Below are 26987 nucleotides of genomic sequence, written 5' to 3'. Positions count from 1 at the left end.
CACCGGGGCCGGTGGCCCCGGAATCGTCTCGTTGGTCGTACCGCGTGGGTGGCGGTACCGGGAGCCGTCCGTCGGTCCCCTGAGCGGGGGAGCGGCGGACGGCCCTTGCGCGGGTGCTGCTCGGTGCTGCTCGGTCGTGCGGTGCGGTCCGGCGCCCGACTAGTGGGAGGGGGACCCGCCGCGCTTCTTGTGCAGGCTGATCGTCACGGTCCTGTCCTCGGCGACCGAGGAGTCGACCTCGCCGGCCAGGGCGGAGAGCACCGTCCAGGCGAAGGTGTCCCGTTCGGGAGCCTTGCCGTCGGTGGTCGGGGCGGAGACGGTGACCTTCAACGAGTCGCCGACCAGCCGGAACTCGCAGGACAGTACGGAGCCGGGCACCGCCTGCTGGAGCAGGATGGCGCAGGCCTCGTCGACCGCGATCCGCAGGTCCTCGATCTCGTCGAGCGTGAAGTCCAACCGGGCCGCCAACCCGGCCGTCGCTGTTCGCAGGACGGAGAGGTAGGCCCCGGCTGCGGGCAGCCGGACCTCCACGAAGTCCTGAACGCCGAGATCGCCGTCGATCTGGGACACCCTTGCCTCCTGGGTGGCGCGCTGTGCTTTCTTGGTACCCCGCTTGTTACCGCTTGCTACCCCCGAAGGGGGCCCGGCGCCGCGGATCCGCCATCGCTCTGCCTTCCGCACCCCGGTTCGGGAGTTACTCATGGTAAGGCATTGCGACGCAGGGTGGCAGACCCTTTCCCCGGACTCCCGGGAGCCGTTCAGCGCTGCCCGGCGGCGGCCAGCGCCCCGTCGGAGAGCCGGTACACCGTCCACTCGTCCATCGGCACCGCGCCGATCGACTTGTAGAAGTCGATCGAGGGCTGGTTCCAGTCCAGGACCGACCACTCGACCCGGGAGTAGCCGCGCTCGACGGCGATCCGGGCGAGTTCCAGCAGCAGCGACTTGCCGTGGCCGCCGCCGCGCGCCTCCGGGCGGACGTACAGGTCCTCCAGGTAGATCCCGTGGGTGCCGCGCCAGGTCGAGAAGTTGCGGAACCAGACCGCGAAGCCGACCGGTTCACCGGTGGCGTCGTCCTCGGCGATCAGCCCGAACAGGGCCGGGTTCTCGCCGAACAGGGCCTCGTGCAGCTGCTCCTCGGTGGCCTTCGCCTCGTGCAGGGCCTTCTCGTACTCCGCGAGTTCGCGGATCATGGCGTGGACGACGGGGACGTCGGTGGCGACGGCGGTGCGGATCATGTCCGTGAGCCTACTGCTCGGGACCGGTCTCGTCCCAGGCCTGGAGGGAGGTCTGGTCGATGATCCGGCCGTCCCGCAGACCGGCCATCGAGGACATCAGCACCCGGACGCCGTCCGGGTACCGGCAGGACTCCAGGAAGGCGACGTGGTCGCCCTGGACGACCACCTGTTCCAGTGTGTGGGTCATCTCGCGGCCGTAGACGTCGTCCAGCATGGCGCCGATCTCCTCCCGCCCGTGCATCACCAGGGGGTGGCTGGGCTGGGTCTTGCGGTCGACCATGCGCAGTTCGGCGTCCTCCGCGTAGAGCGCCAGGAGGGCCTCGGCGTCGCGGCGCTCGATGCCCTCGCGCAGTGCGCGGGTGTCGAAGGCGGCGGGGGCCGTCGTGGTGGTCATGATCTCGCTCCTCCGGTCGGGTTCCGTCGGCTCGTACCTTGAGCGTACGCCCGCGGCCGCCCGGACCCGGAGGAGCGGGATCCGGGCCGGTCAGGAGGCCGGCACGGTGCGCAGGTAGGCGGCCAGCGCGCTGATCGCGGCCGGGTTGCGCGGGCTCTCCACCAGGTCGACGTAGTCCATGACGAAGATCCGGCCGTTCCTGACCGCGGCGACGTCGGCCAGCGGCGGGAAGGACATCAGGAACTTCCGCTTCTCCTCGGCCTTCGGCGTCGCGTAGTCGTTGATCACGATCACCTCGGGGTCGCGCTGCACCACGCTCTCCCAGCCGGCCGTGACCCAGCTGTCGGCGAGGTCGCCCATGATGTTGGTCCCGCCCGCCTTGGCGATGATCTCGTTGGCGGCGGCGAACTTCCCGGCGGTGTACGGCTTGTCCTGCCCGCTGTCGTACAGGAAGACGGACGGGTGGCGCTCGGCCGGCGGGACGGCGGCGATCCGCGCCTTGAAGTCCGCGATCAGCTGGTCGGAGCGGTCCTTGACGTCGAAGATCTCGCCGAGGTTGGCCAGGTCGGTGTAGAGCGCCTCCAGCGGGTCCATCACGCCGCGCTCGGTGCCCTTGCCGCTGCGGCAGGACTCGCTGAGCACGTACGAGTCGACGCCGAGCGCCTTGAAGGCCTGCGGGGTGACGCCGCTGCCCTCGTCGAAGCCGTAGTGCCAGCCAGCGAAGACCAGGTCGGCCATGGCGTCCAGCGCGATCTCCTTGGTGAGGATCTTCTTGGAGAGCCACGTGGTCTGCTGGTAGCCGTCCTTCCAGGCGACCTGGTCGATCTTCCCCTTGTCGTCGGGCATCACGTAGCCGGCCATCCGGTCGGCGAGGCCGAGCGAGAGCATCAGTTCGGTGATGTTGACGTCGTTGGTCACCACCCGGGCGGGCTTCTGCGCGAAGGTGAGCTTCTCCCCGCAGTTGTCCACCGTCACGGGGTAGTGGGCGGAGGCGGTGGCGGCCTCCTTCGGGGCGATCTCGGCGCCGCAGCCGACGAGTCCGAGGGCGAGCAGGGCGGTGGCGGCAACGGCCTTGGTGCGCACGGGAGTTCCTTGGGGGTCAGGGGAGGCGGTCGAAGAGCAGCTGGAGGGCGCCGGTCTCCGGGTGGCGCACCGGGGTGCCCCGGACGCCGAACACCTCGGCCAGCAGGGCGGGTCGGAGCACCTCGTCGGGCGGCCCGGAGGCGACGATCCGGCCGTCCCGCAGGACGTACAGCAGGTCGCAGTGGCCCGCCGCCAGGTTGAGGTCGTGCAGCGCGGTGAGCACCGTCGGACCGGCCTCGCGGGCGAGCGCCAGCACCTCCAACTGGTGCGCGATGTCGAGGTGGTTGGTGGGTTCGTCGAGCACCAGCAGGCGCGGCTCCTGGACCAGCGCGCGGGCGAACAGCACCCGCTGCTTCTCGCCCCCGGACAGGCTCAGGAAGCCCCGCTCGGCGAGGTGCCCGGCCCGGACCTTGCGCAGCGCCTCGGCGCAGCGCCGCTCGTCCCCGTCGACTTGGGCGCCGAAGCCGCGGCGGTGCGGCAGCCGGCCCATGGCGACCACCTCGGCGACGGTGAAGTCGAACTCGGCGGAGTGCTCCTGGGTCAGCGCGGCCACCCGGCGGGCGCTCTCGCGGGCGGTGAGGGCGTGCAGGTCGTCGCCGGCCAGCCGGACCACGCCGCCGGCCGGCTTCAGCACCCGGTAGACGCAGCGCAGCAGGGTCGACTTGCCGCTGCCGTTGGGGCCGATCAGGCCGACCACCTGCCCGGCGGCGGCCGCCAGGCTCACCTCGTGGACCAGCCGGGTGCCGGCCAGTTCCACCGAGACGCCGTCGACGGCGAGGTCCTGGGCGTGCACCGGGGTCGGGTCGGTCGTCGCGGTCACCGGGCACCTCCGAAGGCCTGGCCGCGGCGGCGCATCATCACCAGGAAGGCGGGCACGCCGAGCACCGCGGTGAACACCCCGACGGGCAGTTCGGCGGGCGCCAGCAGGGTGCGCGAGGCGATGTCCACCCAGACCAGCAGCAGCGCCCCGGCGAGCGGCGCGACCACCAGCACCCGGCGGTGCCCGGCGCCGACCAGCATCCGCGCCAGGTGCGGCATCAGCAGCCCGACGAAGCCGATCGCCCCGCTGACCGCGACCACGGTGCCGGTGACGGCGGCGGTCACCACGAACAGCTCGCGGCGCAGCCGGTCCGGGTCCACACCGAGCGAGGCGGAGGTCTCGTCGCCCATCGCGAGCGCGTCCAGCCGCCCGGCGGTGCAGGCCAGGTAGGCGAGCCCGGCCAGCACGGTGACGGCGGCGATCGGCACCTTGCCCCAGGTGGCGCCGCCGAGGCTGCCGAGCAGCCACATCATGACGTCCCGGGCGGCCTCGCCGCGGTCGGCGGCGAAGACCATCAGGGTGGTGGCGGCGGAGAAGCCGTAGGACAGCGCGGTGCCGGTGAGCACCAGCCGCAGCGGGGTGAGCCCGTACGCGGTGCGGGCCGCGACGTAGACCAGGGTCATGGCGGCCAGCGCGGAGCCGAAGGCGGAGGCGGAGATCGCCCACACCCCGAGCGAGGCGAAGGCGCCGAACAGCATCACGGCGTTGGCGCCGACGGCCGCGCCGGAGGAGATGCCGAGCACGAAGGGGTCCGCCAGCGCGTTGCGCACCAGGGCCTGGACGGCGACCCCGCAGGCGGCCAGCCCGGCGCCGACCACGGCGGCCAGCACGGTGCGCGGCAGCCGGATCTCCCAGACGATCGCGTACGCGGCCGCCTCGTCCGCGTCCAGCCGGCCGCCCGTCAGCCCGGCGCCCAGGAGCCGCAGCACCCGGGGCAGGCCGAGCCCGGAGGAGCCGAGGGCGACCCCGCAGACCAGGGAGAGCAGCAGGGCGGCGGCGAGTCCGGCGGCGAGCGGGACGACGGGTATTCGGCGAGTGGGCGGGCCGACTGCACGGTTGACGGGTGCGCGGTTCACGGGTGCGCCTTGCCTCGGGCCGGGAGCGCGCCGGGGCGGGCGCGGGCCGGGGGCGTGCCGGGGCGCCGTTCCCCTCGCAGTCCGCGGCGAGTTGTCGGGAGGTCGGCGGCCGAGGGCGATCGGGCTGGCGCGGCCGTACGGGCGGGTACGGGCCGTGCTCACCGTTGCGGGTCAGCGCCGGATTCGCACCGGACTTCCCCCTCGGACGCCCTGGCAGCATAACAGCCACTCAGGGCAGGCAACCCTTACCGGGCCGGGTCGGACGTGAACGCACGACCGCCCCCGTCCGGCGGTGCGGACGGGGGCGGTCGGGTGGCGACGCGTCAGGCTCAGGCCTGCTTGGTCTCCCAGAAGATCTTGTCGACCTGGGCGATCAGGTCGAGCAGGGCCTGGCCGGTGGCCGGGTCCGTGGACGCCTTGGCGGCCGAGGCGGCCTTCAGGGTGTCGTTGATCAGCTGGTGCAGCTGCGGGTACTTCTCGAAGTGCGGGGCCTTGAAGTAGTCGCTCCACAGCACCGAGATGTGGTGCTTGACGGCCTCGGCGCGCTGCTCCTTGATGATGACGGCGCGGGCGCGGAAGTGCGGGTCCTCGTTGGCCTGGTACTTCTCCTGGGTGGCCTTGACCGACTCGGCCTCCAGCTTGGCCTGCGCGGGGTCGTAGACGCCGCAGGGCAGGTCGCAGTGGGCGTGGACGGTGGCGCGCGGTGCAAACAGACGAGAGAACATGGGAGTCCTTCCTTAGATCGTCTTCCCGCGCCCGAGATTACCCTTCCGCCCTCCCGGTTTCGCGATCGGGCGGTGGGCCTAGGGCGAAAGACGGACCGGGAACCGGCGCAATCCGGACATCGGACGGACGGCGGTCCGTACGGCAGACTGGGGGCGCGAGCGGGGGCGGGAGGAGGAGTCGTGGCGCGGAGCACGCGAGCGGAGGGCGCCGGGGCGGGGGAGCGCGGCCCGGGCGGCGCGCTGCCGTTCGGGCTGGTCGACGTGGCGGGGCCGTCGATGGTCCCGACCCTGCGCGAGGGCGACCGGCTGCTGGTCCGCTACGGCGCGCCGATCCGGCCCGGCGCGGTGGTGGTCTTCCGGCACCCCTTCCAGCAGGACCTGCTGGTGGTGAAGCGGGCCGCCGAGCGCCGGGCCACGGGCTGGTGGCTGCTCTCCGACAACCGCCCGGTGGACAGCGACAGCCGCAGCTACGGCGCCGTCCCGGACGAGCTGGTGCTCGGCCGGGTGCTGCTGCGGCTGCGCCCGAGCCCGGTCTGGCTGGCGCCGGGGCGCCGGCTGGAGCGGCTGCTGCTCACCCCGCGGCTGGCCCGGGTGCCGGGCCTGGCCCGCCGGCTCGGCGCCTGGGTCGAGGAGGTCTAGCGGGCCGCTACGCCCGGGCCGCCGCCTCCGCCTCCAGGCGCTTGCGGGCCCGGTAGGCGGCCACGTTGGCGCGGGTCGCGCAGCGGTCCGAGCAGTAGCGGCGGGAGCGGTTGGTCGAGGTGTCCAGGTAGGCGTTGCGGCAGGGCGCGGCCTGGCAGATGCCGAGCCGGTCGGCGCCCAGCTCGGTGAGGTGGACGGCCAGGCCCATGCAGGCGACCGCGCTGAAGTGGGCGGTGGCGGTGGGGGAGTTGTCGGCCAGGTGCAGGTGCCAGCGCGGCCGCCCGGCGTCGTCCAGGTAGTCGTGCCCGGAGATCAGCGGGCTGACCGGGTACTCCATCAGCAGGCTGTTCAGCAGGTCGACGCCGCGGATCTCGTCCCCGCCGGCGGCGGCCTCGAAGACCCCGCGCAGCCGGGTCCGCACCGCCCGCAGCCGGGGCACGTCGGACTCGTCGGCGAGCGAGCGGGCCCGCGAGGAGTCGGAGAAGAGACCGCGCACCGCCTCCACGGAGGTCAGCGAGTCGGTGCCGCGCTCGGGCTCCTCGGTGTTCACCAGCCGGACGGCGAGATCGGCGTAGGCGGCGAGCTCCACAGGGGTCCTTCCAGGGGGGTCGGTAACGGGCTGACTGCCTCCAGCCTATTACCCGGGCGGGCAAAACGACGGCGCCCGGCAGGAGTGACCTGCCGGGCGCCGGGCGTACGGGCTCAGAGCACCTTGGAGAGGAAGGCCCTGGTGCGCTCGTGCTGCGGGTCGGTGAGCACCTCGCGGGGGTTGCCGGACTCGACCACCACCCCGCCGTCCATGAACACCAGCGCGTCGCCGACCTCGCGGGCGAAGCCCATCTCGTGGGTGACGACCACCATGGTCATGCCCTCCTCGGCGAGGCCGCGCATGACGTCGAGGACGTCGCCGACCAGCTCCGGGTCGAGCGCGGAGGTCGGCTCGTCGAAGAGCATCAGCTTGGGCTTCATGGCCAGCGCGCGGGCGATCGCCACGCGCTGCTGCTGGCCGCCGGAGAGCTGCGAGGGGTAGTTCTTCGCCTTGTCGGCGAGGCCGACCCGCTCCAGCAGGGCCATCCCGCGCTCGCGGGCGTCGGCCCGGCTCTCGCCCTTGACCTGGACCGGCGCCTCCATGACGTTCTCGACGGCGGTCATGTGCGGGAACAGGTTGAAGCGCTGGAAGACCATGCCGATGTCGCGCCGCTTGAGGGCGACCTCGCGGTCCCTGAGCTCGTGCAGCCGGTCGCCCTTCTGCCGGTAGCCGACCAGCTCGCCGTCCACCCAGAGGCGGCCGCCGTTGATCTTCTCCAGGTGGTTGATGCACCGCAGGAAGGTCGACTTGCCGGAGCCGGACGGGCCGATCAGGCAGAACACCTCGCCCTGCCTGACCTCCAGGTCGATGCCCTTGAGCACCTCGACCGGGCCGTACGACTTGTGCACGTTCTCGGCGCGGACCATCGGCTCGCCGGACGCGGCGCCGGCGGGGGACTTGGTCGGATCGGTCATACGTGACCACCTCCCTCGAGCCCCGGGACGACGTCGGCGGTCGTCCTGGGGGCGGGCTTCCCGGCGAACAGCCTCCGCAGCCGCTGCAGCGGGGTGGGCGGGAGGGTGCGGTTGGAACCTCGGGCGTAGTGGCGCTCGATGTAGTACTGGCCGATGGTCAGCACCGAGGTGAAGAACAGGTACCAGAGGCTGACCACGATCAGCAGCGGGATGTTCTGGTAGTTCCGGGAGTAGATGACCTGGCCGGCCCGGAAGATCTCCTCCAGGGAGATCACGGAGACCAGCGAGGTGGTCTTCAGCATCGAGATGGTCTCGTTGCCGGTCGGCGGGATGATCACCCGCATGGCCTGCGGCAGGACGATCCGGCGCATGGTCTGGAACCGGCTCATGCCGAGCGCGTGCGCGGCCTCGGTCTGGCCCTCGTCCACCGACTGGATGCCGCCGCGGACGATCTCCGCCATGTAGGCGGCCTCGTTGAGGCCGAGGCCCAGCAGCGCGGCGACGAAGGTCGGGATCAGCACGTTGGTCTGCTCGGACCAGAACTCCGGCCCCCACGGGACGCCGATCGACAGCTTGGCCCAGATCAGGCCGAGGAAGTTCCAGAACACCAGCTGCACCAGCACCGGGGTGCCGCGGAAGATCCAGATGTAGACCCACGCGACGCCGGCCAGCAGCGGGTTCGGGGACAGGCGCATCACCGCGAGGACGATGCCGCCGACCACACCCATGAGCATGGCGAGCACGGTCAGTTCCAGCGTCACCAGCAGGCCGTGCATGATGCTGTCGTGGAACAGGTACTGACCGACGATGTCCCACTTGAAAGCGGGGTTGGTGAAGAGGGCGCTCACCAGCATCGCCGCGAGTACGGCGATGACGACGGCGCCGGCCCAGCGTCCGGGGTGGCGGACGGGGACGGCCTTGATGGTCTCGGGCCGGCCCTGCTCCGCCGTCCCCTTGTCCAAAGAGTTCACGGTGTGGCCTCGGGGGAGAAGATGGAGCGGACGAGGGTCAGCTGACGGCGCCGTTGACGGTCGAGGTGGTGATGGCGCCGGACTCGACCCCCCACTTGGCGAGGATCTGCTTGTAGGTGCCGTCGTCGATCAGCGACTGGACGGCCCCCTGGACGGCCGGGGTGAGCTTGGAGCCCTTGGCCAGCGCGACGCCGTAGGGGGCCACGCCGTAGGTCTCGCCGACCTTCTCCAGCTGGCCGCCGGACTGCTTGATCGCGTAGTCGACGACCTGGGAGTCGGCCATCATCGCCTGGTCGCGCCCGGAGACCACGGCGTTGGTGACGTCCGTCTGGAGGTCGAACTTGTCGCCGCCGTTCTGGACGCCCGGCTTGCCGGCCTTGGCGCAGTCCGGGTCGCGGGTGTCCTTGATCTCGTCGGCCTGGGTGGTGCCGGTCTGGACGGCGACCTTCTTGCCGCAGAGGTCCTTCGGGTCGATCTTCTCCGGGTTGCCCTTCTTCACCGCGACGGCGCTGCCGGAGTTGAAGTAGGTGACCATGTCGACGATCTGCTCGCGCTCCTTGTTGTCCGTGAAGGACGACATGCCGAGCTGGAACTTGTTCGACTGGATGCCGGGGATGATCGCGGTGAAGCCGGAGTCCTGGACCTCGGCCTTCAGCCCGAGCTTGGCGGCGATGGCGTTGGCCAGGTCGACGTCCATGCCGATGACCTTGCCGCTGTCGTCCTTGAACTCGTCCGGCGCGTACGAGGCGTCGGCGCCGACCAGGAGCTTGCCGGCGGCCTTGACGTCGTCCGGGACGAGCCCGGCCAGCTTGGGGTCGGCCTTGACCTCGTTGACGGTCGCGGAGGCGTTGGGGGCGCCGCTGCTCTCGCTCTTGCTGCTGCTGCAACCGGTCAGCACCAGGGAGACCGAGGCGGCGACCACACCGGCTGCGAAGAGCCGGCTGCGCTGGGTACGGGTGGTCATGAGGGGGATCTCCATCCTGGGGGAGAGAGGTCGGGCGGAGCGCGCCGCGGGAGCGGCGCACCGGAACGGCGAGCCGCGCGGCTCGGTACGGGTGCGTGTCGCCGTACGTCGTCGTACGTGCAGGCCGGGTCGTGCAGTTGCCCGGGCGCGGGGGAGCCGTCCGGGGTTGTACGAGGTACTGCTTCCGCCACCCTCCGCCGAGGTGGACGTTGACCGGACGGCCTCGACCAGTGGCCGGCTCGATCCGAGATGGGGGGAATCCTGCCATCTGATGACAGTCAGGTGGCCCTCATCCAGATCAAAATCGGATAACGAGGGGTCGCGCTGTCCGCTATTCGGACTTATTCCGCGCCCCTGTCACTCTGCGCATAAGTATGCAGATCGGTCCGTGCCGTCCCCGGAGGCCCGCCGCCCCCGCCTCAGATGCCCCCGTTGACCACCGCGTTCTGCGCCGCGCCGGCGCCGACGTTCCACTTGGCCAGGATCTTGTCGTACTCGCCGCTGCGGATCAGCTGGTCGATCGCCCCGGCCAGCACGTCCCGCAGCGGCCCGTCGTCCTTGCGCACCGCGATCCCGTACGGGTTGGAGGTGGACTGCCCGCCGGTCACCTCGAAGCGGGCGCCGCCGTCGGTGGTCTTCGCCGCGTAGGCGGCCACCGGGTAGTCGTTCAGGCCGGCCGCGGCGGCGCCGGAGGCGACCTCGGCCAGCGCCTTGGTGTCGGTGTCCAGCTTGTGCGGGGTCAGCGGGCGGCCGGCCCGGGTGCAGACGCCGACCTGGCGGGTGACGATCTCGTCCTGGGTGGTGCCCTGCTGGAACGCGACGGTCTTGCCGCACAGGTCGTCCAGGCCCCTGATCCCCTTGGGGTTGCCCTTCGGGACGACGATCGAGGTGCCCGCGATGAAGTAGTCCACGAAGTCCACGCCCGGGCCGGTCGGCTTGCCGGTCTCGTCCACCGCGTCCCGGCGCCGGCGGGTGTCGCTGAGCGCGGACATCGCCACGTCGTACTGCTTGGCCTGGAGGTTCGGCACCAGCTTGTCGAAGGGGGTGTCGACGAACTCGACCCGCACGTCGAGGATCCGGCCCAGGGCGGCGGCGAGGTCCGGGTCGAGGCCGGTCGGCTTGCCGTCCGGGCCGCGGAACTCCACCGGGGCGTAGTTGACGTCCATGCCGACCCGCAGCGCGCCGGCCGACCGCTGGGCCTTCGGCAGCTTGCCGCGGAGGTCCTTGACCGGGTCGCCCGGGGCGGCCTGCCCGCCGCCGCAGCCGGTCAGCAGGAGGGCCCCGGCGGCGGCCAGGGCGGCGCCGGCCGGGACCGGACGGAGGGCGTGGCGGACGTGCGGCATGAGGGCGGCTCCTGAGGGAGGGAGGTGGGGCCGCCACGGTGTCGCACGGGTGTACGCGAAATGGCGGACAAGCGATCCTGCCATCCCGCCCTGCCGGGCCCGGCGGCGGGTGTGTCAGAATTCGGTACCGGGTGACCCCCGAACGCTCGAACCAGGCCGACGAGCCCCGACAGGCTCGGGGTGCCCGGGAACGGAAGTCCTCACGCGGCTCCGTATCCGGGGCACCGAATCCCCTTCGGCCTGTGTTCACTCCTGCGGGTGCGCGTGCGCTCATGCCGTTGCCGCCGCCGGAGCCCGGCGCTTCCGACGCCGGGCCCCTGTGACGCGACAGCGCGGCGATGAACCGTACGTGACGAGGACGAAAAGGCATAGGTGCGATGCCTTCCTCCGACCTACGCTCGGCCCGGAAGCACAACGCGGACAACACAGACCCCATACAACCCTCATCCGAGGGCGCCGCCCGACGGCAGCGCCCCGACCCCGACCCCGGGTCCGCTTCGGCGTACCCGGTTTCCGGTTTCCGGACGGGTCGCCCTGCCCGTCGGCCGCGCGTCCTCGCCAGATCAATGACGAAGAGGTCATCGTGGCAGCGGAGATCATTCACAGCAGCACCCAGGACACCGAGGATCCGGTCGACGCGGTCTTCGCGCTCCACCGCGGCGGGAAGATGGAGATCCGGGCGACCGTCCCGGTGCGCGACGCGGACGACCTGTCCCTCGCCTACACCCCCGGTGTCGCCCGGGTCTGCACGGCCATCGCCGAGCAGCCGGAGCTGGTCAACGACTACACCTGGAAGTCCAACACCGTCGCGGTGGTCACCGACGGCACCGCGGTGCTGGGCCTCGGCGACATCGGCCCGCAGGCCTCGCTGCCCGTGATGGAGGGCAAGGCCATCCTGTTCAAGCAGTTCGGCGGCGTGGACGCGGTGCCGATCGCGCTCGACTGCACCGGGGTCGACGAGATCGTCGAGACCGTGGTCCGGCTGGCGCCCTCCTTCGGCGGCGTCAACCTGGAGGACATCTCCGCGCCCCGCTGCTTCGAGATCGAGCGCCGGCTCCAGGAGGCCCTGGACATCCCGGTCTTCCACGACGACCAGCACGGCACCGCGATCGTCACCACCGCGGCCCTGTGGAACGCCGCCAAGGTGACGGGCCGTGAGATCGGCTCGCTGCGGGCCGTCATCTCCGGCGCCGGCGCGGCCGGCATCGCCATCGCCAAGATGCTGGTCGCGGCCGGCATCGGCGACGTGGCCGTCTGCGACCGCAAGGGCGTGGTGTACGAGGGCCGCGGCGACCTCACCGACGTCAAGGCCGAGATCGCCGAGCGGACCAACCGCACCGGCCTCAAGGGCTCGCTGGCCGACGCGCTGGCCGGCGCCGACGTGTTCATCGGCGTCTCCGGCGGCACCGTGCCGGAGGAGGTCGTGGCGACCATGGCCGAGGGCGCGTTCGTCTTCGCGATGGCCAACCCCAACCCGGAGATCCACCCGGAGGTCGCCCACAAGTACGCCGCCGTGGTGGCCACCGGCCGCAGTGACTTCCCGAACCAGATCAACAACGTGCTGGCCTTCCCGGGCATCTTCGCGGGCGCCCTCCAGGTCCGCGCCTCCCGGATCACCGAGGGCATGAAGCTGGCCGCCGCCAAGGCGCTGGCGGGCGTCGTGGCCGACGAGCTGACGCCGCAGAAGGTCATCCCCTCGCCGTTCGACGAGCGGGTCGCGCCGGCGGTCACCAAGGCCGTCGCCGAGGCCGCCCGGGCGGAGGGCGTCGCCCGGATCTGACGAGGTGATCGGGGGAGCGCGCCCGCCACGGCGGCCGCTCCCCCGCGTCCCCCCGAGCGCCCGGAGGCGAGCGGGGGAGCAGCAGCCGGGACACGCGTCACACCTCCGCGTGGTTCCCGGCCCCGGCCGTCGCGGCTATCGTCCGGGGCATGTTCGCTGCCTACGCCGCACGTACCGACGCCGCCGACCCGCTGAGCGGGCTGGAGCTGGGCGACCTCCCCGAGCCGCAGGCCCGCCCCGGGTGGAGCGTGGTCACCGTCCGGGCCGCCAGCCTCAACCACCACGACCTGTGGTCGCTGCGCGGGGTCGGCCTGCCCGCCGAGCGGCTGCCGATGATCCTCGGCTGCGACGCCGCCGGTGTCGACGAGCACGGCAACGAGGTGGTCCTGCACTCGGTGATCGGCCAGAGCGGCCACGGGGTCGGCCCGGACGAGCCGCGGTCCATCCTGACCGAGCGCTACCAGGGCACCTTCGCCCAGCGGGTCGCGGTGCCCACCTGGAACCTGCTGCCCAAGCCCGCCGGGCTGAGCTTCGAGCAGGCCGCCTGCCTGCCCACCGCCTGGCTGACGGCCTACCGGATGCTGTTCACCAACGCCGGGGTCAAGCCCGGGGACACCGTCCTGGTGCAGGGGGCGGGCGGCGGCGTGGCGACCGCGCTGATCGTCCTCGGCAAGGCGGCCGGCCTGCGGGTCTGGGTCACCGGCCGGGACGAGGCCAAGCGCGCCCGGGCGGTGGAGCTCGGCGCCGACGCGGCCTTCGAGAGCGGCGCCCGGCTGCCCGAGCGGGTGGACGCGGTGCTGGAGACGGTCGGCGCCGCGACCTGGTCGCACTCGGTGAAGTCGCTGCGCCCGGGCGGCACCATCGTCATCTCGGGGGCCACCTCCGGCACCAACCCGAGCTCCGTCGAGCTGAACCGGATCTTCTTCCTGGAGCTCAGGGTGGTCGGCTCGACCATGGGCACCAAGGAGGAGCTGGCCGGGCTGCTCGCGTTCTGCGCCAACACCGGGGTCCGGCCGGTGATCGACTCGGTGCTGCCGCTGGCCGAGGCCCGGGACGGCTTCGCCCGGCTCGCCGAGGGCGACGTCTTCGGGAAGATCGTCCTCACTCCCTGACGGCACCCCGCTCCTGACGGAGTCCCACTCCCTGGCGTCTGCCCGCGGGCGTGCGGCGGCCCGGTGCCTCCCGTGACGGGGGCACCGGGCCGCAGGAGCCGTTCCGGGCTCAGCCGAGCAGCCGCTTCAGCCGCTCGCCCGCGGCGCCCAGCACCGTACGGGCCTCGGCCAGCGTGTCCGCGTTCACCCCGCCGTCCCGGGCCGCGTCGCGGACCTGGTCGCGGAAGCGGTCGAGCAGCCGCTCCAGCTCGCGGGCCGGGTCCCCGGCCGGGTCGGTGGCGGCCCACGGCGGCAGGTCGGCCGGGGTGTCGGACCCGTCCTTGTCCAGGTCGATCCTGGTCACGGTGACCCGCTCGGCGGGCTCGGCCGGCGGCTCCTCCGCGCCGTGGCCCCAGCGGGCCGCGTCGGCCAGGCCGGCCAGGCCCTTGGTCAGCTCGGACAGGCCCTCGGCCAGCCCGGTCGGCCAGTCGCCCTTCGCGGCGTGCTCGCGCACCTGCTGCTCGACCCGGCGCTTGATCCGCAGCGCCTCCTGCTGGGCCGCGGTGCGCGAGGCCTTGGCCTGCTCGCGCAGCCGTCGGGCCTCCGCCTCGGCGGCCTTCGCCTTGGCCTTGGCGGCCTTCTCCTGCTCCCGGGCGCGCTTGGCCTGCTCCTTGGCCTGCCGCTTGAACTGGGCGAACTCCTCCTTGGCGCGCTGCCAGGACTCGTTGTCGCCCCAGGGCCCGGCCCACGGGTCGCCGGGCTCGGTGCGCTCCGGCCCGGGCGCCTGCCGGGCGGCGTTCCACAGCTCCTCGCGCAGGTCCTTGGCGCTGTCCCGGACGTCCTCGCGGATCGCCCCGGCGAGCTGCGCCACGGAGTCCCGGATCTCCACCTCCAGCTCGTCCAACTCGACCTGCCGGGCTTCGAGTTCGGCGCGCCCGGCGTCGGTCAGCCGGTACACCTTGCGGCCGCCCTCGGTGCTGTGGGCGACCAGGCCCTCCTGCTCCAGCTTGGCCAGCCGCGGGTAGACCGTCCCGGCCGAGGGGGCGTACAGGCCCTGGAACCGCTCCTCCAGGAGCCGGATCACCTCGTAGCCGTGGCGCGGGGCCTCGTCCAGCAGCTTCAGCAGGTAGAGGCGGAGCCGGCCGTGGCCGAACACAGGGGTCATCTCAGGCCTCCTTGGTGAGGTTCGGGGTGCCCGGGCCGGCCGGGAGCTCCTTGACCACGACCGGGCCGTCCTCCTCCGCCTCGGGGCGGCGCAGCACGGTGACCGCGCCGGAGACGGTGGTGACGTGGAGGCTGCCGCGGCCCTCGCCGAGGCGGCCGGAGATCTTCTTGGCGCCCCAGGTGCTGCTCATCTGGAGCTCCTCGAAGGTGCTGGAGACGTCGCCGCTGGTGGAGCCGGCCTCGACGGTGGCGTCGGCCAGCGAGGGGATCCGGATCACGACGGCGCCGCTGACGGTGTTGACCTTGACGTCGGTCTCGCCGGCCACGTCGAGGTCCAGGGTGACGGCGCCGGTGACGGTGTTGGCCTGGACCCGGTCGGCGGTGCCGGCGATCACGGTGAGCTGCCCGGAGACGGTGTTGACCTTGAGCCGGCCGCCGACCGCGTGGGCGTCCACGTCGCCGGTGACGGTGCCGGCCTCGATCTGGCCGGTGACCCCGGCGAGGGTGGTGTCGCCGTTGGCGCTCTGCACCGAGACGTGCCCGCTGACGCCGCTGACGGTGGTGTCGGCCGACACGGTGCCGACCTTGACCTCGACCTCGGTCGGGACGGTCACCGTCACGGCGGCGATCCGCTTGCGCTTGAAGGAGCCGAAGAGGTCCTTCACCGAGCCGACCGACTTGAGCCGGTCGCCGAACTCGCCCCAGCTGTGGATGTCCTTGTAGGTGACCGTCAGGACGCCGTCCACCAGGGTCACGTGCAGGGGCTCGCCGGCCAGCTCGGTGACCTCCAGGCGGGTCGGGCCGTCGGCCGCCACCACGTTCACCGTGCCCTCGATGGTCCGCACGTGCAGCGCGCGCACCGGCTCGTCGAAGGTGATCCTCTCGGTGCCCTCGACCGTCCACTGGCTCATGTCCGTCGCCTCCCGTTGTCGATCGCGATGTATCGCGTTCTCTTCTAAAGACGATATATCGCGTGCTGGCAGAGTCAAGCGCCCCGACCCCCGAACCCGACCCCGATCCGTCCCCGACCCGTCCCCGAGTCCTCCCCTACGAGGCCCCCGGGGTTCCGCATCCCTCCGCACCCTCCGCACCCTTCAGCACCCTTCCGTACCCGGACACGCGCGAGGCCCGGGAGGCGGTTGCCTCCCGGGCCTCACGGCGGCCGTCACCGGGTCACTCGTCGTCCTCGTCGTCGAGCCGCGCCAGCCAGGTGGCCAGCCGCTCGACCGGGACCTCGAAGTCCGGGTTGAGGTCGACGAAGGTGCGCAGCTGCTCGGCCAGCCACCCCAGGGTGACCTCCTCCTCGCCGCGCCGGTTCTCCAGCTCCTCGATGCCTCGGTCGGTGAAGTACACGGTTCGCTCCGGTCCGGTGGGGATTGACCTGGTCAGGATAGTCCGGGCCGGTCGGCCGTCGTACCGGTGGTGGCCCGGCGAACGCCCGCGGCCCCGCCCTCCCGGTGGGGAGGACGGGGCCGCGGGTGTGGAGAGCGTCGGGCTTCGGCTCGTCAGAGCGCGAAGACCTCCTCGACCAGCGCCTGCTGCTCGGCGGCGTGCCGCTTGGCCGAGCCGACCGCCGGGGACGAGGCGGCGGTACGGGCGACGCGGCGCAGACGGGCGTCGCCGCCGGTGCGGCCGATGACGACCTGGAGGTGGTCGACCAGGTTCATCGCGATGAACGGCCAGGCACCCTGGTTGGCCGGCTCCTCCTGCGCCCAGACGAACTGGACGTTGTCGCCGTAGCGGGCCAGCTCCTCCTGGAGCTCGGCCACCGGCAGCGGGTAGAGCCGCTCGACCCGGACGATCGCGGTGTCGGTGACGCCGCGCTCGGCGCGGGCCGCCGCCAGGTCGTAGTAGAACTTGCCGGCGGTGATGACCACCTTGCGGACCTGCGCCGGGTCGACGGTGGAGTCGCCGATGACCGGGCGGAACGAGCCGGACAGGAACTCCTCCGCCGCACTCGCCGCGGCCTTCAGACGCAGCATCGACTTCGGGGTGAAGACGACCAGCGGCTTGTGGTGCGGGTTGTGCGCCTGCCAGCGCAGCAGGTGGAAGTAGTTCGACGGCAGGGTCGGCATCGCGACCGTCATGTTGTCCTGCGCGCACATCTGCAGGAAACGCTCCGGACGGGCGGACGAGTGGTCCGGTCCCTGGCCCTCGTAGCCGTGCGGCAGCAGCAGGGTGACGCCGGAGTGCTGGCCCCACTTCTGCTCGGCGGAGGCGATGTACTCGTCCACCATGGTCTGCGCGCCGTTGACGAAGTCGCCGAACTGCGCCTCCCACATGACCAGCGCGTTCGGGCGGGTCAGCGAGTAGCCGTACTCGAAGCCCATGGCCGCGTACTCCGACAGCAGGCTGTCGTAGACGGTGTAGCGGGCCTGGTCCTCGGTGAGGTACTGCAGCGGGGTGTAGTCCTCGCCGGTCTTGCGGTCGATCAGGACGGCGTGCCGCTGGCCGAAGGTGCCGCGGCGGCTGTCCTGGCCGGCCAGGCGGACCGGGTGGCCCTCCATCAGCAGCGAGCCGATGGCGAGGGTCTCGCCCATCGCCCAGTCGATGGTGTTGTCCTCGACCGAGGCGGCGCGGCGCTGCAGCTGCGGCAGCAGGCGCGGGTGGACGGTCAGCCAGTCCGGGTGGTTGACCTGCGAGGCGGCGATCCGCTTGACCATCTCCTGGGAGATGCCGGTCTGGATGCTGACCGGGAAGTCGGCCTGCGGCTTGCCGGCGGTGGCGTCGGCCGGCGCCTGGGCCGCGTCGCGGACCTCGGCGAAGACCTTCTCAAGCTGGCCCTGGAAGTCCTGGAGCGCCTGCTCCGCCTCTTCCATGGTGATGTCGCCGCGACCGATCAGGCCCTCGGTGTACAGCTTGCGCACCGAGCGCTTCTTGTCGATCAGGTCGTACATCAGCGGCTGGGTGAACGACGGGTTGTCGGCCTCGTTGTGACCGCGGCGGCGGTAGCAGATGAGGTCGATCACCACGTCCTTGTGGAACGCCTGGCGGAACTCGAAGGCGAGCCGCGCGACGCGGACCACGGCCTCCGGGTCGTCGCCGTTCACGTGGAAGATCGGGGCCTCGATCATGCGGGCCACGTCGGTGCAGTACATCGAGGAGCGCGAGGACGCCGGGGCGGCGGTGAAGCCGACCTGGTTGTTCACCACGACGTGCACGGTGCCGCCGGTGCGGTAGCCGCGCAGCTGCGACATGTTCAGGGTCTCCGCGACGACGCCCTGGCCGGCGAAGGCCGCGTCGCCGTGGACCTGGATCGGCAGCACCGGGAAGGTGGTGCCGCCCTGGTCCAGGATGTCCTGCTTGGCGCGGGCGATGCCCTCGACGACCGGGTCGACCGTCTCCAGGTGGGAGGGGTTCGCGGCGAGCGAGACCTTGATGGTCTCGCCGTCCAGGCCGGTGAAGGTGCCCTCGGAGCCCAGGTGGTACTTGACGTCGCCGGAGCCGTGCATCGACTTCGGGTCGAGGTTGCCCTCGAACTCGCCGAAGATCTTGCCGTACGGCTTGCCGACGATGTTGGCCAGCACGTTCAGGCGGCCGCGGTGGGCCATGCCGATGACGGCCTCGTCGAGGCGGTGCTCGGCGGCGGAGTCGATGGTCGCGTCCAGCAGCGCGATCAGCGACTCACCGCCCTCCAGCGAGAAGCGCTTCTGGCCGACGTACTTGGTCTGCAGGAAGGTCTCGAAGGCCTCGGCCGAGTTCAGGCGGCGGAGGATCCGCAGCTGCTCCTCGCGCTCGGGCTTCGCGTACGGCTTCTCCAGGCGCTCCTGCAGCCACTTGCGCTGCTTCGGGTCCTGGATGTGCATGTACTCGATGCCGACGGTGCGGCAGTACGTGTTGCGCAGCAGGCCGAGGATGTCGCGGAGCTTCATCATCTTCTGGCCGCCGAAGCCGCCGACCGCGAACTCGCGCTCCAGGTCCCACAGGGTGAGGCCGTGGGTGGTGACGTCCAGGTCGGGGTGCTTGCGCTGCTTGTACTCCAGCGGGTCGGTGTCGGCCATGAGGTGGCCGCGGACCCGGTAGGAGTGGATCAGCTCCATGACGCGCGCGGTCTTGTTGACCTCGTCGTCGTGGGTGGTGGCGACGTCGGTGGCCCAGCGGACCGGCTCGTACGGGATCCGCAGCGACTCGAAGATCTCGTCGTAGAAGCCCTTTTCGCCGAGCAGCAGGCGGTGGATCTCGCGCAGGAACTCGCCGGACGCCGCGCCCTGGATGACGCGGTGGTCGTAGGTCGAGGTCAGCGTCATGATCTTGGAGACGCCCAGCCGGGACAGGGTCTCCGGGGCGGAGCCCTGGAACTCGGCCGGGTACTCCATGGCGCCGACGCCGACGATGGTGCCCTGGTTCTGCATCAGGCGCGGCACGGAGTGCACGGTGCCGATGCCGCCGGGGTTGGTCAGCGAGACCGTGACGCCGGTGAAGTCGTCCATGGTCAGCTTGTTGGCGCGGGCCCGGCGGACGATGTCCTCGTAGGCCTGCCAGAAGCCGAAGAAGTCGAGCGTCTCGGCCTTCTTGATGGCCGCGACGACCAGCTGGCGGTCGCCGTTCGGCTTGACCAGGTCGATGGCCAGGCCGAGGTTGACGTGCTCCGGCTTGACCAGGAAGGCCTTGCCGTTCTCCACCTTGTAGCTGTAGTTCATGCCCGGGGCGGCCTTGATGGCCTGGACCAGGGCGTAGCCGATCAGGTGGGTGAAGGAGACCTTGCCGCCGCGGGCGCGCTGCAGGTGGTTGTTGATGACGATGCGGTTGTCGATCAACAGCTTCGCCGGCACGGCGCGGACCGAGGTCGCGGTCGGCACCTCCAGCGAGGCGTCCATGTTGGTGGCGACGGCCTTGGCCGGGCCGCGGAGCTGGATCAGCTCGGGGCCGGCGGCGGCAGCGGGCTCGGCCGGCGCCGGGGCGGCGGCCTTGGGGGCCGGGGGCGCGGCGGGCGCGGCGGCGAGCGGAGCCGGGGCGGCGGCCGGAGCCGGAGCCGGGGCGGCCGGCGCCGGAGCGGCCGGCGCCGGAGCGGCGGCGGGCGCGGCCGGAGCAGCGGCTGCGACGGCGGGCGCGGGGGCAGCGGCAGGGGTCGGCGCGGGGCCGGCCTGGGTCGCGGCCTGGGTCACTGGGGTCACCTCGGTACCGGGCTTGTAGTCGGCGAAAAAGTCCCACCAGGCTCGGTCGACCGAGTTCGGGTCCTGGAGGTACTGCTGGTAGATCTCGTCGACGAGCCACTCATTGGGGCCGAAGCCAGTGGAGCTTGCCGAGCTGTTGGGGGTTTCAGGGGACTGTGGCGACACGGCGGCAACCGCCCTCTTCCGCTTCCTTTTGGGATGTTTGGACAGCGGGGATTAAGGCTACGCCCCTGACCAGTGATCGCGCAGTCCCCGGGGCCCAGGCGTCGCCCAGATCACAGTGCTGACCTGCACTTTGGCTGAAAAAGTGCGTTAGAAAGCCGTATCTGAGGGGAACCGATCAGCGCCGAACAGGGGGCATACCGGGGCCAAAGCGGACAAAAACCCGGCCAAATCCTCTAACGATCTTCGTAGACCGCTGTGTCGGATCTGTGACAAATGTCCCGACCGTCGCTCTGACGCCGTGCGGGCAGCCGGACCTCGATCCGGCAGCCGCGCGGGGACTCGGCCACCGCGATCCGTCCGCCGTGCAGGTCCACCGCCCAGCGGGCGATGGCCAGGCCCAGTCCGGTGCCGCCGTCCGAGCCCGGCCCGGCGGCGGTCGCGGTGCCGCTGCGGCTGAACCGCTCGAAGACCCGGGAGCGGTCGGCCGGCGGGATGCCGGGGCCCTCGTCCTCGACCTCCAGCAGCAGGCCGCCCTCCTCGCCCTCCGGCCTCGCCCGCACCGTCACGGTGCCGCCGGGCGGGGAGTGCTTGCAGGCGTTGTCGACCAGGTTGGCGACCACCTGGTGGAGCCGTTCCGGGTCCGCTACGCCGGTCAGGCCGGTCGGGCTGACCTCCAGGGCCAGCCGGACGTCCCCGCGCCGGGAGAAGGCGCCGCCGGCCGTCGCGCCGTCCACGGTGACCCCGCGCAGCACGCCGTCCAGGAACTCGCGCACCTCGAAGGGGCGGGCGTCCAGGGCGACCACGCCGTCGTCGATCTTGGAGAGGTCGAGCAGGTGGGTGACCAGGCGGCCGAGCCGCTCGGTCTGCTCCAGGGCCGCCCCCAGGGTGGCCGGATTGGGCTGGACGACGCCGTCCACCACGTTCTCCAGGACGCCGCGCAGCGCGGCGATCGGTGTGCGCAGTTCGTGCGAGACGTTGGCGACCAGCTCGCGGCGGTGCCGGTCGGCGGCCTGGAGGTCGGCGGCCATGGCGTTGAAGGCGGCCGCCAGCTCGCCGATCTCGTCGCGCGAGTTCACCTCGACCCGGCGGCTGTAGTCGCCGGAGGCCATCGCGCGGGCGGCGGCCGTCATCTCGCGCAGGGGGGCGGTCAGCCCGTGCGCGAGGAACTGCATGAAGAGCAGTGAGGCGATCATGGAGAAGACCATGATGATCCGGATCTGGGTCTCGGACCGGATCGCCACGACCACCATCCCGGTGGCCAGGCACACGGAGACGATCACGAGCAGGGTGAGCTTGCCCTTGATCGAGCGGACCGGGTCGAGCGGCCGGATGTCGGCCCAGACCCGGCGGGCGGCACGGGCGGCCAGGTTCTGCGGCCGCGTGTCGGCGGATTCCCCGTTGCGTTGCTGTGGAAAGGTCATCGGTTCCTTGTGGTCCCCGCGGTGTCGGCCCGCGTGGTGGCACGGCGTCGTCCGGGCTGCGGGCCCCCCGGTGGCCCGTCGCCCTGGGAGGCCCTAGGAGAGCGGGGCCTCCAGCGCGTATCCGACACCGTGGACGGTGCGGATCCAGCTGGCGCCGATCTTCCGGCGCAGCGCCTTGACGTGGCTGTCCACCGTGCGGGTGCCGGAGGCGTCGGTCCAGTCCCAGACCTCGGCCAGCAGCTGCTCGCGGGTGAGCACGGCGCGCGGCTGGGCGGCCAGGCAGGCGAGCAGGTCGAACTCGGTCGGCGTCAGGTGGACGTCGCCCGAGGCCAGCCGGACCCGGCGCTGCACGTGGTCGATCTCCAGCTCGCCGAACCGCAGGCTGCCCAGCGCGGGCGTGCGGGCGGCCTGCTGGGCGCGCTCGACGCGGCGCAGCAGGACGTTGACGCGGGCGGCCAGTTCGCGCATCGAGAACGGCTTGGTCATGTAGTCGTCCGCGCCGACTCCGAGGCCGACCAGCAGGTCCGTCTCGTCGTCGCGGGCGGTCAGCATCAGCACCGGCACCGGGCGCTGGGCCTGGATCCGGCGGCACACCTCCAGGCCGTCGAAGCCGGGCAGCATGATGTCGAGGACCACCAGGTCCGGCTGCCAGGTGTGGAAGCCGTCGACCGCGCCGGGGCCGTCGTGGGCCACGGCGACCTTGAAGCCCTCGGCGCCCAGCCGGGCGGCGATCGACTCGGCGATCGTGGGCTCGTCCTCCACCACCAGGACTCTGCGCTGGCTGCTCACAGTGCCGCCGGCGTTGTGGTTGTCCTGCTGAATCTCTGTCACGGTCACGCCACCGCCCCCAGGGCTGCGGGCCGGCCACCTGTGGGGATGGCGGGGCTCCGCTCGTAGTCTTGTTCCGTCGTGGACTGTGCCGGGTCCGCCGTCCCGTCGCGCGATCGGGAGCCGAGGACGGATGGTCGGCCGCCCACTTCTCCCGCGCACTTCGCAGCGTACGGACAGCGGATGCTTCCCGGCAGGTGGACCGGACGTTTCCGGCCCGTGGGCCGGCTGTCGGGCCGCCCTCGGACCCACTGCACGAGTGGGCACGGGCCGATACCTTACCCGTCGAATTTTCTCTGCGTAACGGTACGTATGCAGTGCAGTTGACGCCAAGTCGCCGGTCAGAGGCCCTGGTGCCCCGTTTATGGGGAGAAGGTCTGGACCAATGTCGGGAATCCGGCGGTCCGCTACGGCGACGGTCTTCACGGGCTTCTTTCAGGTGCCTCTCAGAACCTCGACGTACCGTGGCCACGTGAGCGCCCGGCCGGGCGGAATCCGCGGCGCGCGCCGGTACGTTGGGCATCCGGCGGGGAGCCGGTGGCTGCGGCGTGGAGCGGAGGCGGCATGGCGGGACTCGGGCGGGGTGCCGACGGGTACGGGAGTGCGGGGGCGCCGTACGGAATGCTCCGCCTCGGGCTGCGCACCGGCGTCCTGGAATGGCTGCTGGAACGGGTGCCGACGCCCCGGAGAACGCCCTTCACGCTCGGGTACCTCGCCGTCGTGGGAGCCACCACGACCTTCGCCAGGCTCGCCGATCCGGAACTCGTCCAGCGTCTGCAGGAGGCCTCCAGTTCGGACGGCCACAACCTGCTCCAGCATCCTTTGCGCGCCCTTGTGCTGAGCGGGTTCTGGGTGGCCGGCGAGGTGTGGATGCCGTACCTGTGGGGATTCGCCCTCACTCTCGCCCCGCTGGAGCGCAGGGTCGGCCCGGCCCGGGCCGCGGCGGTGTTCGCGGCCGGGCATGTCGCGGCGACGCTGCTCTCCCAGGGGGTGGTGATCACCGCGGTGGAGACCGGGCGGATGGCGCCCGAGGCGATGGACTACCTGGACATCGGGGTCAGCTACGGCGTGCTCGCCTGCCTGGGCGCGGTGGCCGGGCTGCTCTCCTGGCGCGGGCGGCTGCTCGCGCTGGGCGGCGCCGGGCTGATGATCGCCGAGCAGATCGCCACCGACAAGGACGTGATCACCGGGGTGGGGCACCCGGCCGCGGTGCTGACCGGGGTCGCGCTGTGGCGCTGGCTGCGCCGGGCCGAGCGGCGCCCGCCCCGGCCGCGCCCGGCCGCCGCGACGGCCGCGGGCGGCGCGCCCGCGCGGGTGCGTGCGGCGCGCTGACGCCTGTGCGTTAGGCGCGTCTGCGCCGTCGCCCGGTCGGACCTCCCCGGACTCGCGGGGCTCCCCGTCGGGACTTTTCGAGGCGTGTCCGGTGCTCTTTTGACGAAGTCGGGTGCCGCGCTTTCCCCGCCGATTCCTGTTCGCTCACGGCGAACAGGGGGCCGGGAACATCCGGCGCCCGTGAAGCCTTAGTCAGGTCGACTCAAGTTCACTGACTGGGGAGAGATCATGGCATCGACGTCCACACCGCTCACCCTGCCCGTGCTGCCGCTCGACGACGAGGTCGTCCTGCCGGGCATGGTCGTCCCGCTGGACCTGAAGGACACCGAGGTGCGCGCCGCCGTCGAGGCCGCCCGGGCCGCCGCCACCGGCGCCGGCAAGCCGCAGGTCCTGCTGGTCCCGCGGGTGGACGGCTCGTACGCGGCGGCCGGCACGCTGGCCACCGTGGAGCAGGTCGGCCGGCTGGCCGACGGGGAGCCGGCCGCGCTGGTGCGCGCGGTGCGCCGGGTCCGGATCGGGGTCGGCACCACCGGCCCCGGCGCCGCCCTCTGGGTGGAGACCACGCCGTTCACGGAGTCCTCGGTGGGCACCCCGGTGGCCGGCCGGGCCGCCGAGCTGGTCAAGGAGTACAAGGCGCTGTCCACCCAGTGGCTGCGCAGGCGCGGCGCCTGGCAGATCGTCGACCGGGTGGCGCAGATCGAGGGCGTCGGCGAGCTCGCCGACAACATCGGCTACGCGCCCTTCGCCACCGCCGAGCAGAAGCTCAAGGTGCTGCTGGAGGCCGACCAGGTCGCCCGCCTGGAGTACGCGCTCGCCCTGCTGCGCGACCACCTCGCCGAGGAGGAGGTCAACGACACCATCCGCAAGGACGTCGAGGAGGGCGTGGCCAAGCAGCAGAAGGAGTTCCTGCTCCGCCGCCAGCTGGAGGCCGTCCGCAAGGAGCTGGCCGAGCTGAACGGCGACCCGGCCGACGAGGAGGGCGACTACCGCGCCCGGGTCGAGGCCGCCGACCTGCCGGAGAAGGTCCGCGAGGCCGCGCTCAAGGAGGTCGACAAGCTGGAGCGCTCCTCCGACCAGTCGCCCGAGGGCTCCTGGATCCGCACCTGGCTGGACACCGTCCTGGAGCTGCCCTGGAACGAGCGCACCGAGGACGCGTACGACATCGCCGGCGCCCGCGCGGTGCTGGACGCCGACCACGCCGGCCTGGCCGACGTGAAGGAGCGGATCGTCGAGTACCTGGCCGTCCGCAAGCGCCGGGCCGACCAGGGGCTCGGGCTGATCGGCGGCCGCCGCGGGGGAGCGGTGCTGGCCCTGGTCGGGCCGCCTGGCACCGGAAAGACCTCGCTCGGAGAATCGGTGGCCCGCGCCATGGGCCGGAAGTTCGTCCGGGTCGCGCTCGGCGGCGTCCGGGACGAGGCGGAGATCCGCGGCCACCGGCGCACCTACGTCGGCGCGCTGCCCGGTCGGCTGGTGCGGGCGATCAAGGAGGCCGGCTCGATGAACCCGGTCGTCCTGCTCGACGAGATCGACAAGGTCGGCTCCGACTACCGGGGCGACCCGGCCGCCGCCCTGCTGGAGGTGCTGGACCCGGCGCAGAACCACACCTTCCGGGACCACTACCTGGAGGTCGAGCTCGACCTCTCCGACGTCGTCTTCCTCGCCACCGCCAACGTGCTGGAGTCCATCCCCGGGCCGCTGCTCGACCGGATGGAGCTGGTCCGGCTGGACGGCTACACCGAGGACGAGAAGGTCGTCATCGCCCGCGACCACCTGCTCCCGCGCCAGCTGGAGAAGGCCGGTCTGGGCGGCGGGCAGGTCACCGTGGACGAGCCGGCGCTGCGCAGGCTCGCCGGGGAGTACACCCGGGAGGCGGGCGTCCGCACCCTGGAGCGCTCGATCGCCCGGGTGCTGCGCAAGATCGCCGCACAGGCCGAGCTGGGCGAGCGCGAGCTGCCCGCCGCGGTCGGCGCCGAGGACCTGCGGGCCCTGATCGGCCGGCCGCACCACGTGCCGGAGTCCGCCCAGGAGCCGGCCGAGCGCCGTACCGCCGTCCCCGGCGTGGCCACCGGCCTCGCGGTGACCGGCGCCGGCGGCGACGTCCTCTACATCGAGGCCTCGCTGGCCGACGCCGAGACCGGCGGCACCGGGCTGACCCTCACCGGGCAGCTGGGCGACGTGATGAAGGAGTCCGCGCACATCGCGCTCTCCTACCTGCGCTCGCGCGGCGCCGAGCTGGAGCTGCCGGTCACCTCGCTGCGCGACCGCGGCGTGCACCTGCACATCCCGGCCGGGGCCATCCCCAAGGACGGGCCGAGCGCCGGCATCACCATGACCACGGCGCTGGCCTCGCTGCTCTCCGGGCGCAAGGTGCGCACCGACGTGGCGATGACCGGCGAGGTGTCGCTGACCGGGCGGGTGCTGCCGATCGGCGGGGTGAAGCAGAAGCTGCTCGCCGCCGACCGGGCCGGGGTCACCACGGTGATCATCCCCAGGCGCAACGAGGCCGACCTGGACGACGTCCCGGCCGAGGTGCTGGAGCGGCTCACCGTCCACCCGGTGGCGGACGTCCGGGAGGTGCTGGAGCTGGCGCTGGAGCCGGCCGGGGCCGCGGTGCTGGTCGCCGCCTGACCGGCTCGCCCCGGCCGCCGCTCCGACCGCCGCCCGGGCCGCCCCAGCGGCGGTCCGGGCGGCCCGTCGGCGCCCCGCGGGGGCCGCGGCGATCTGCGGGGCCGACGGCACCCCCGCGTGCGAGACTGCGGAGATGCCGTCCCCCACGCAGCGGGCCCTGGCCCGGGTGCCCGCGCGGCTGCGCCCGTTCCTGGTGCGGCACCGCCGGCTGGTGAAGTTCCTGCTGGTCGGGAGCGGCTGCTTCGCGCTCACCACGGTGATCGACTTCGAGCTCAAGTTCACCGTGCTGGAGCACAAGCCGGTGGTCGCGCTGACCGTCGCGACGGTGATCGGCACCGTCGTCTCGTACGTGCTGAACCGCCGCTGGGCCTTCCGGGCCCTGCGGGCCGACGGCCGGCGGCGCGAGGTGCTGGTGTTCGTCCTGGTCAGCGCGGTGGCGATCGCCGTCAATGACGTGCCGCTGGCGGTCTCCCGGTACCTCCTGGACCTGCGCGAGCCGTACGTCGACCCGCTCCGGCAGGAGGTCGCGGACTTCCTCAGCGGGATGGTCGTCGGCACCTTCGTGGCGATGCTGTTCCGCTACTGGGCGATCCGGCGGTGGGTCTTCCCGCCCGCCGGGACGGCCCCGGCCGAGCCCGTCCCGGTGCCGACGACGGTGCCCCCGGAACCCGGCTACGCTGCACCCGAGATGCCACGGGATGTGCCGTAAGG

Annotated in this window: 24 protein-coding genes and 1 riboswitch; of the genes, 6 read left to right on the top strand and 18 right to left on the bottom strand. The window is 72.4% G+C overall.

The annotated features are described in order from the left end of the window. Positions 1-159: 159 nt before the first annotated feature. The 7 genes from ACLWS4_RS16380 to sodN form a co-directional block, all read right to left on the bottom strand. Entirely contained in the window at positions 160-570 is a 411-nt protein-coding gene (locus tag ACLWS4_RS16380; RefSeq protein ID WP_049649429.1) for an anti-sigma regulatory factor, read from the bottom strand. A 188-nt stretch (positions 571-758) separates the two neighbouring features. Then, a complete protein-coding gene (locus ACLWS4_RS16375) occupies positions 759-1235 on the bottom strand; it encodes a GNAT family N-acetyltransferase (RefSeq protein WP_416874435.1) in 477 nt (158 codons plus the stop codon). A 10-nt stretch (positions 1236-1245) separates the two neighbouring features. Then, complete coding sequence (locus ACLWS4_RS16370) at positions 1246-1629, bottom strand: nuclear transport factor 2 family protein (protein ID WP_049649431.1); 384 nt, start codon at positions 1627-1629, stop codon at positions 1246-1248. Between the two features lie 90 nt (positions 1630-1719). Beyond that, entirely contained in the window at positions 1720-2712 is a 993-nt protein-coding gene (locus ACLWS4_RS16365) for an ABC transporter substrate-binding protein (protein WP_416874434.1), read from the bottom strand. A 16-nt stretch (positions 2713-2728) separates the two neighbouring features. Beyond that, positions 2729-3532, bottom strand: a complete 804-nt coding sequence (locus ACLWS4_RS16360; RefSeq protein ID WP_234348192.1) for an ABC transporter ATP-binding protein — start codon at positions 3530-3532, stop codon at positions 2729-2731. Continuing rightward, positions 3529-4608 carry a FecCD family ABC transporter permease gene (locus ACLWS4_RS16355; RefSeq protein ID WP_388044514.1) on the bottom strand — a complete coding sequence of 360 codons (1080 nt, stop codon included), beginning with the start codon at positions 4606-4608 and terminating at the stop codon, positions 3529-3531. The genes ACLWS4_RS16360 and ACLWS4_RS16355 overlap by 4 nt, the downstream gene beginning before the upstream one ends. 122 nt (positions 4609-4730) lie before the next feature. Continuing rightward, a riboswitch (cobalamin riboswitch) is annotated at positions 4731-4856 on the bottom strand. Between the two features lie 81 nt (positions 4857-4937). After that, entirely contained in the window at positions 4938-5333 is a 396-nt protein-coding gene (sodN, locus tag ACLWS4_RS16350) for a superoxide dismutase, Ni (protein WP_049649434.1), read from the bottom strand. Positions 5334-5609: 276 nt separating this feature from the next. On the opposite strand from sodN, the gene sodX reads away from it, so the two are divergent. Then, complete coding sequence (gene sodX, locus ACLWS4_RS16345; protein WP_082345175.1) at positions 5610-5972, top strand: nickel-type superoxide dismutase maturation protease; 363 nt, start codon at positions 5610-5612, stop codon at positions 5970-5972. 7 nt (positions 5973-5979) lie between these two features. On the opposite strand, the gene ACLWS4_RS16340 is transcribed toward sodX, so the two are convergent. From ACLWS4_RS16340 to ACLWS4_RS16320, 5 genes are all read right to left on the bottom strand, one after another. Further along, on the bottom strand, positions 5980-6561 hold the full coding sequence (locus ACLWS4_RS16340; protein ID WP_049649436.1) for a CGNR zinc finger domain-containing protein: 582 nt from the start codon (positions 6559-6561) through the stop codon (positions 5980-5982). 113 nt (positions 6562-6674) lie between these two features. Further along, positions 6675-7475, bottom strand: a complete 801-nt coding sequence (locus tag ACLWS4_RS16335; protein WP_416874433.1) for an amino acid ABC transporter ATP-binding protein — start codon at positions 7473-7475, stop codon at positions 6675-6677. Then, a complete protein-coding gene (locus ACLWS4_RS16330; RefSeq protein ID WP_049649438.1) occupies positions 7472-8446 on the bottom strand; it encodes an amino acid ABC transporter permease in 975 nt (324 codons plus the stop codon). The genes ACLWS4_RS16335 and ACLWS4_RS16330 overlap by 4 nt, the downstream gene beginning before the upstream one ends. 37 nt (positions 8447-8483) lie before the next feature. After that, positions 8484-9410, bottom strand: coding sequence for an ABC transporter substrate-binding protein (locus tag ACLWS4_RS16325; protein ID WP_063780035.1), 927 nt, complete (start codon positions 9408-9410; stop codon positions 8484-8486). A 419-nt stretch (positions 9411-9829) separates the two neighbouring features. Further along, positions 9830-10753, bottom strand: coding sequence for an ABC transporter substrate-binding protein (locus ACLWS4_RS16320; protein ID WP_074001423.1), 924 nt, complete (start codon positions 10751-10753; stop codon positions 9830-9832). A gap of 583 nt (positions 10754-11336) precedes the next feature. Between ACLWS4_RS16320 and ACLWS4_RS16315 the strand changes: the two genes are divergently transcribed. Together ACLWS4_RS16315 and ACLWS4_RS16310 are read left to right on the top strand one after the other, a co-directional pair. After that, positions 11337-12533 (top strand): NAD(P)-dependent malic enzyme, encoded by a 1197-nt coding sequence (locus tag ACLWS4_RS16315; protein WP_416874432.1) that lies wholly within the window; start codon positions 11337-11339, stop codon positions 12531-12533. Between the two features lie 149 nt (positions 12534-12682). Beyond that, positions 12683-13645 (top strand): zinc-binding dehydrogenase, encoded by a 963-nt coding sequence (locus tag ACLWS4_RS16310; protein WP_049649442.1) that lies wholly within the window; start codon positions 12683-12685, stop codon positions 13643-13645. A gap of 109 nt (positions 13646-13754) precedes the next feature. Here ACLWS4_RS16310 and ACLWS4_RS16305 read toward each other — a convergent pair whose 3' ends face one another. The 6 genes from ACLWS4_RS16305 to ACLWS4_RS16280 all read right to left on the bottom strand — a co-directional run bounded on the left by ACLWS4_RS16305 (position 13755) and on the right by ACLWS4_RS16280 (position 22319). Beyond that, a complete protein-coding gene (locus ACLWS4_RS16305) occupies positions 13755-14789 on the bottom strand; it encodes a helix-turn-helix transcriptional regulator (RefSeq protein WP_416874431.1) in 1035 nt (344 codons plus the stop codon). Between the two features lies 1 nt (position 14790). Further along, a complete protein-coding gene (locus ACLWS4_RS16300; protein WP_074001425.1) occupies positions 14791-15699 on the bottom strand; it encodes a DUF4097 family beta strand repeat-containing protein in 909 nt (302 codons plus the stop codon). Positions 15700-15961: 262 nt separating this feature from the next. Beyond that, on the bottom strand, positions 15962-16141 hold the full coding sequence (locus tag ACLWS4_RS16295; RefSeq protein ID WP_049649445.1) for a DUF6104 family protein: 180 nt from the start codon (positions 16139-16141) through the stop codon (positions 15962-15964). 152 nt (positions 16142-16293) lie between these two features. Next, on the bottom strand, positions 16294-20067 hold the full coding sequence (locus ACLWS4_RS16290) for a multifunctional oxoglutarate decarboxylase/oxoglutarate dehydrogenase thiamine pyrophosphate-binding subunit/dihydrolipoyllysine-residue succinyltransferase subunit (protein ID WP_074001426.1): 3774 nt from the start codon (positions 20065-20067) through the stop codon (positions 16294-16296). 233 nt (positions 20068-20300) lie between these two features. Beyond that, on the bottom strand, positions 20301-21488 hold the full coding sequence (locus ACLWS4_RS16285) for a sensor histidine kinase (protein ID WP_416874430.1): 1188 nt from the start codon (positions 21486-21488) through the stop codon (positions 20301-20303). Positions 21489-21581: 93 nt separating this feature from the next. Beyond that, a complete protein-coding gene (locus ACLWS4_RS16280) occupies positions 21582-22319 on the bottom strand; it encodes a response regulator transcription factor (RefSeq protein WP_181970677.1) in 738 nt (245 codons plus the stop codon). Positions 22320-22880: 561 nt separating this feature from the next. Between ACLWS4_RS16280 and ACLWS4_RS16275 the strand changes: the two genes are divergently transcribed. From ACLWS4_RS16275 to ACLWS4_RS16265, 3 genes are all read left to right on the top strand, one after another. Further along, positions 22881-23648, top strand: a complete 768-nt coding sequence (locus ACLWS4_RS16275; protein ID WP_143204494.1) for a rhomboid-like protein — start codon at positions 22881-22883, stop codon at positions 23646-23648. 228 nt (positions 23649-23876) lie between these two features. Further along, the gene (gene lon / locus ACLWS4_RS16270; protein WP_049660270.1) at positions 23877-26276 is read left to right on the top strand and encodes an endopeptidase La; all 2400 of its coding nucleotides are present in this window, start codon (positions 23877-23879) and stop codon (positions 26274-26276) included. Positions 26277-26409: 133 nt separating this feature from the next. After that, on the top strand, positions 26410-26985 hold the full coding sequence (locus tag ACLWS4_RS16265) for a GtrA family protein (protein WP_074001429.1): 576 nt from the start codon (positions 26410-26412) through the stop codon (positions 26983-26985). The last annotated feature ends 2 nt before the right edge of the window (positions 26986-26987 follow it).

The organism is Kitasatospora sp. SC0581 (genome assembly GCF_048159585.1).
In the GTDB taxonomy this organism is placed as follows: Bacteria; Actinomycetota; Actinomycetes; order Streptomycetales; family Streptomycetaceae; genus Kitasatospora.
The sequence above is the reverse complement of the archived record's forward strand: the minus strand, read 5'-3'. Positions and strand labels throughout refer to the sequence as shown.

Coding starts and splice junctions, on each gene's coding strand:
- ACLWS4_RS16310 (WP_049649442.1), top strand. CDS start 12,683: ATGTTCGCTGCCTACGCCGCACGTACCGACGCCGCCGACCCGCTGAGC.
- ACLWS4_RS16275 (WP_143204494.1), top strand. CDS start 22,881: ATGGCGGGACTCGGGCGGGGTGCCGACGGGTACGGGAGTGCGGGGGCG.
- ACLWS4_RS16305 (WP_416874431.1), bottom strand. CDS start 14,789: ATGACCCCTGTGTTCGGCCACGGCCGGCTCCGCCTCTACCTGCTGAAG.
- ACLWS4_RS16370 (WP_049649431.1), bottom strand. CDS start 1,629: ATGACCACCACGACGGCCCCCGCCGCCTTCGACACCCGCGCACTGCGC.
- ACLWS4_RS16285 (WP_416874430.1), bottom strand. CDS start 21,488: ATGACCTTTCCACAGCAACGCAACGGGGAATCCGCCGACACGCGGCCG.
- ACLWS4_RS16335 (WP_416874433.1), bottom strand. CDS start 7,475: ATGACCGATCCGACCAAGTCCCCCGCCGGCGCCGCGTCCGGCGAGCCG.
- sodX (WP_082345175.1), top strand. CDS start 5,610: ATGGTCCCGACCCTGCGCGAGGGCGACCGGCTGCTGGTCCGCTACGGC.
- ACLWS4_RS16300 (WP_074001425.1), bottom strand. CDS start 15,699: ATGAGCCAGTGGACGGTCGAGGGCACCGAGAGGATCACCTTCGACGAG.
- ACLWS4_RS16320 (WP_074001423.1), bottom strand. CDS start 10,753: ATGCCGCACGTCCGCCACGCCCTCCGTCCGGTCCCGGCCGGCGCCGCC.
- ACLWS4_RS16265 (WP_074001429.1), top strand. CDS start 26,410: ATGCCGTCCCCCACGCAGCGGGCCCTGGCCCGGGTGCCCGCGCGGCTG.
- ACLWS4_RS16325 (WP_063780035.1), bottom strand. CDS start 9,410: ATGACCACCCGTACCCAGCGCAGCCGGCTCTTCGCAGCCGGTGTGGTC.
- sodN (WP_049649434.1), bottom strand. CDS start 5,333: ATGTTCTCTCGTCTGTTTGCACCGCGCGCCACCGTCCACGCCCACTGC.
- lon (WP_049660270.1), top strand. CDS start 23,877: ATGGCATCGACGTCCACACCGCTCACCCTGCCCGTGCTGCCGCTCGAC.
- ACLWS4_RS16375 (WP_416874435.1), bottom strand. CDS start 1,235: ATGATCCGCACCGCCGTCGCCACCGACGTCCCCGTCGTCCACGCCATG.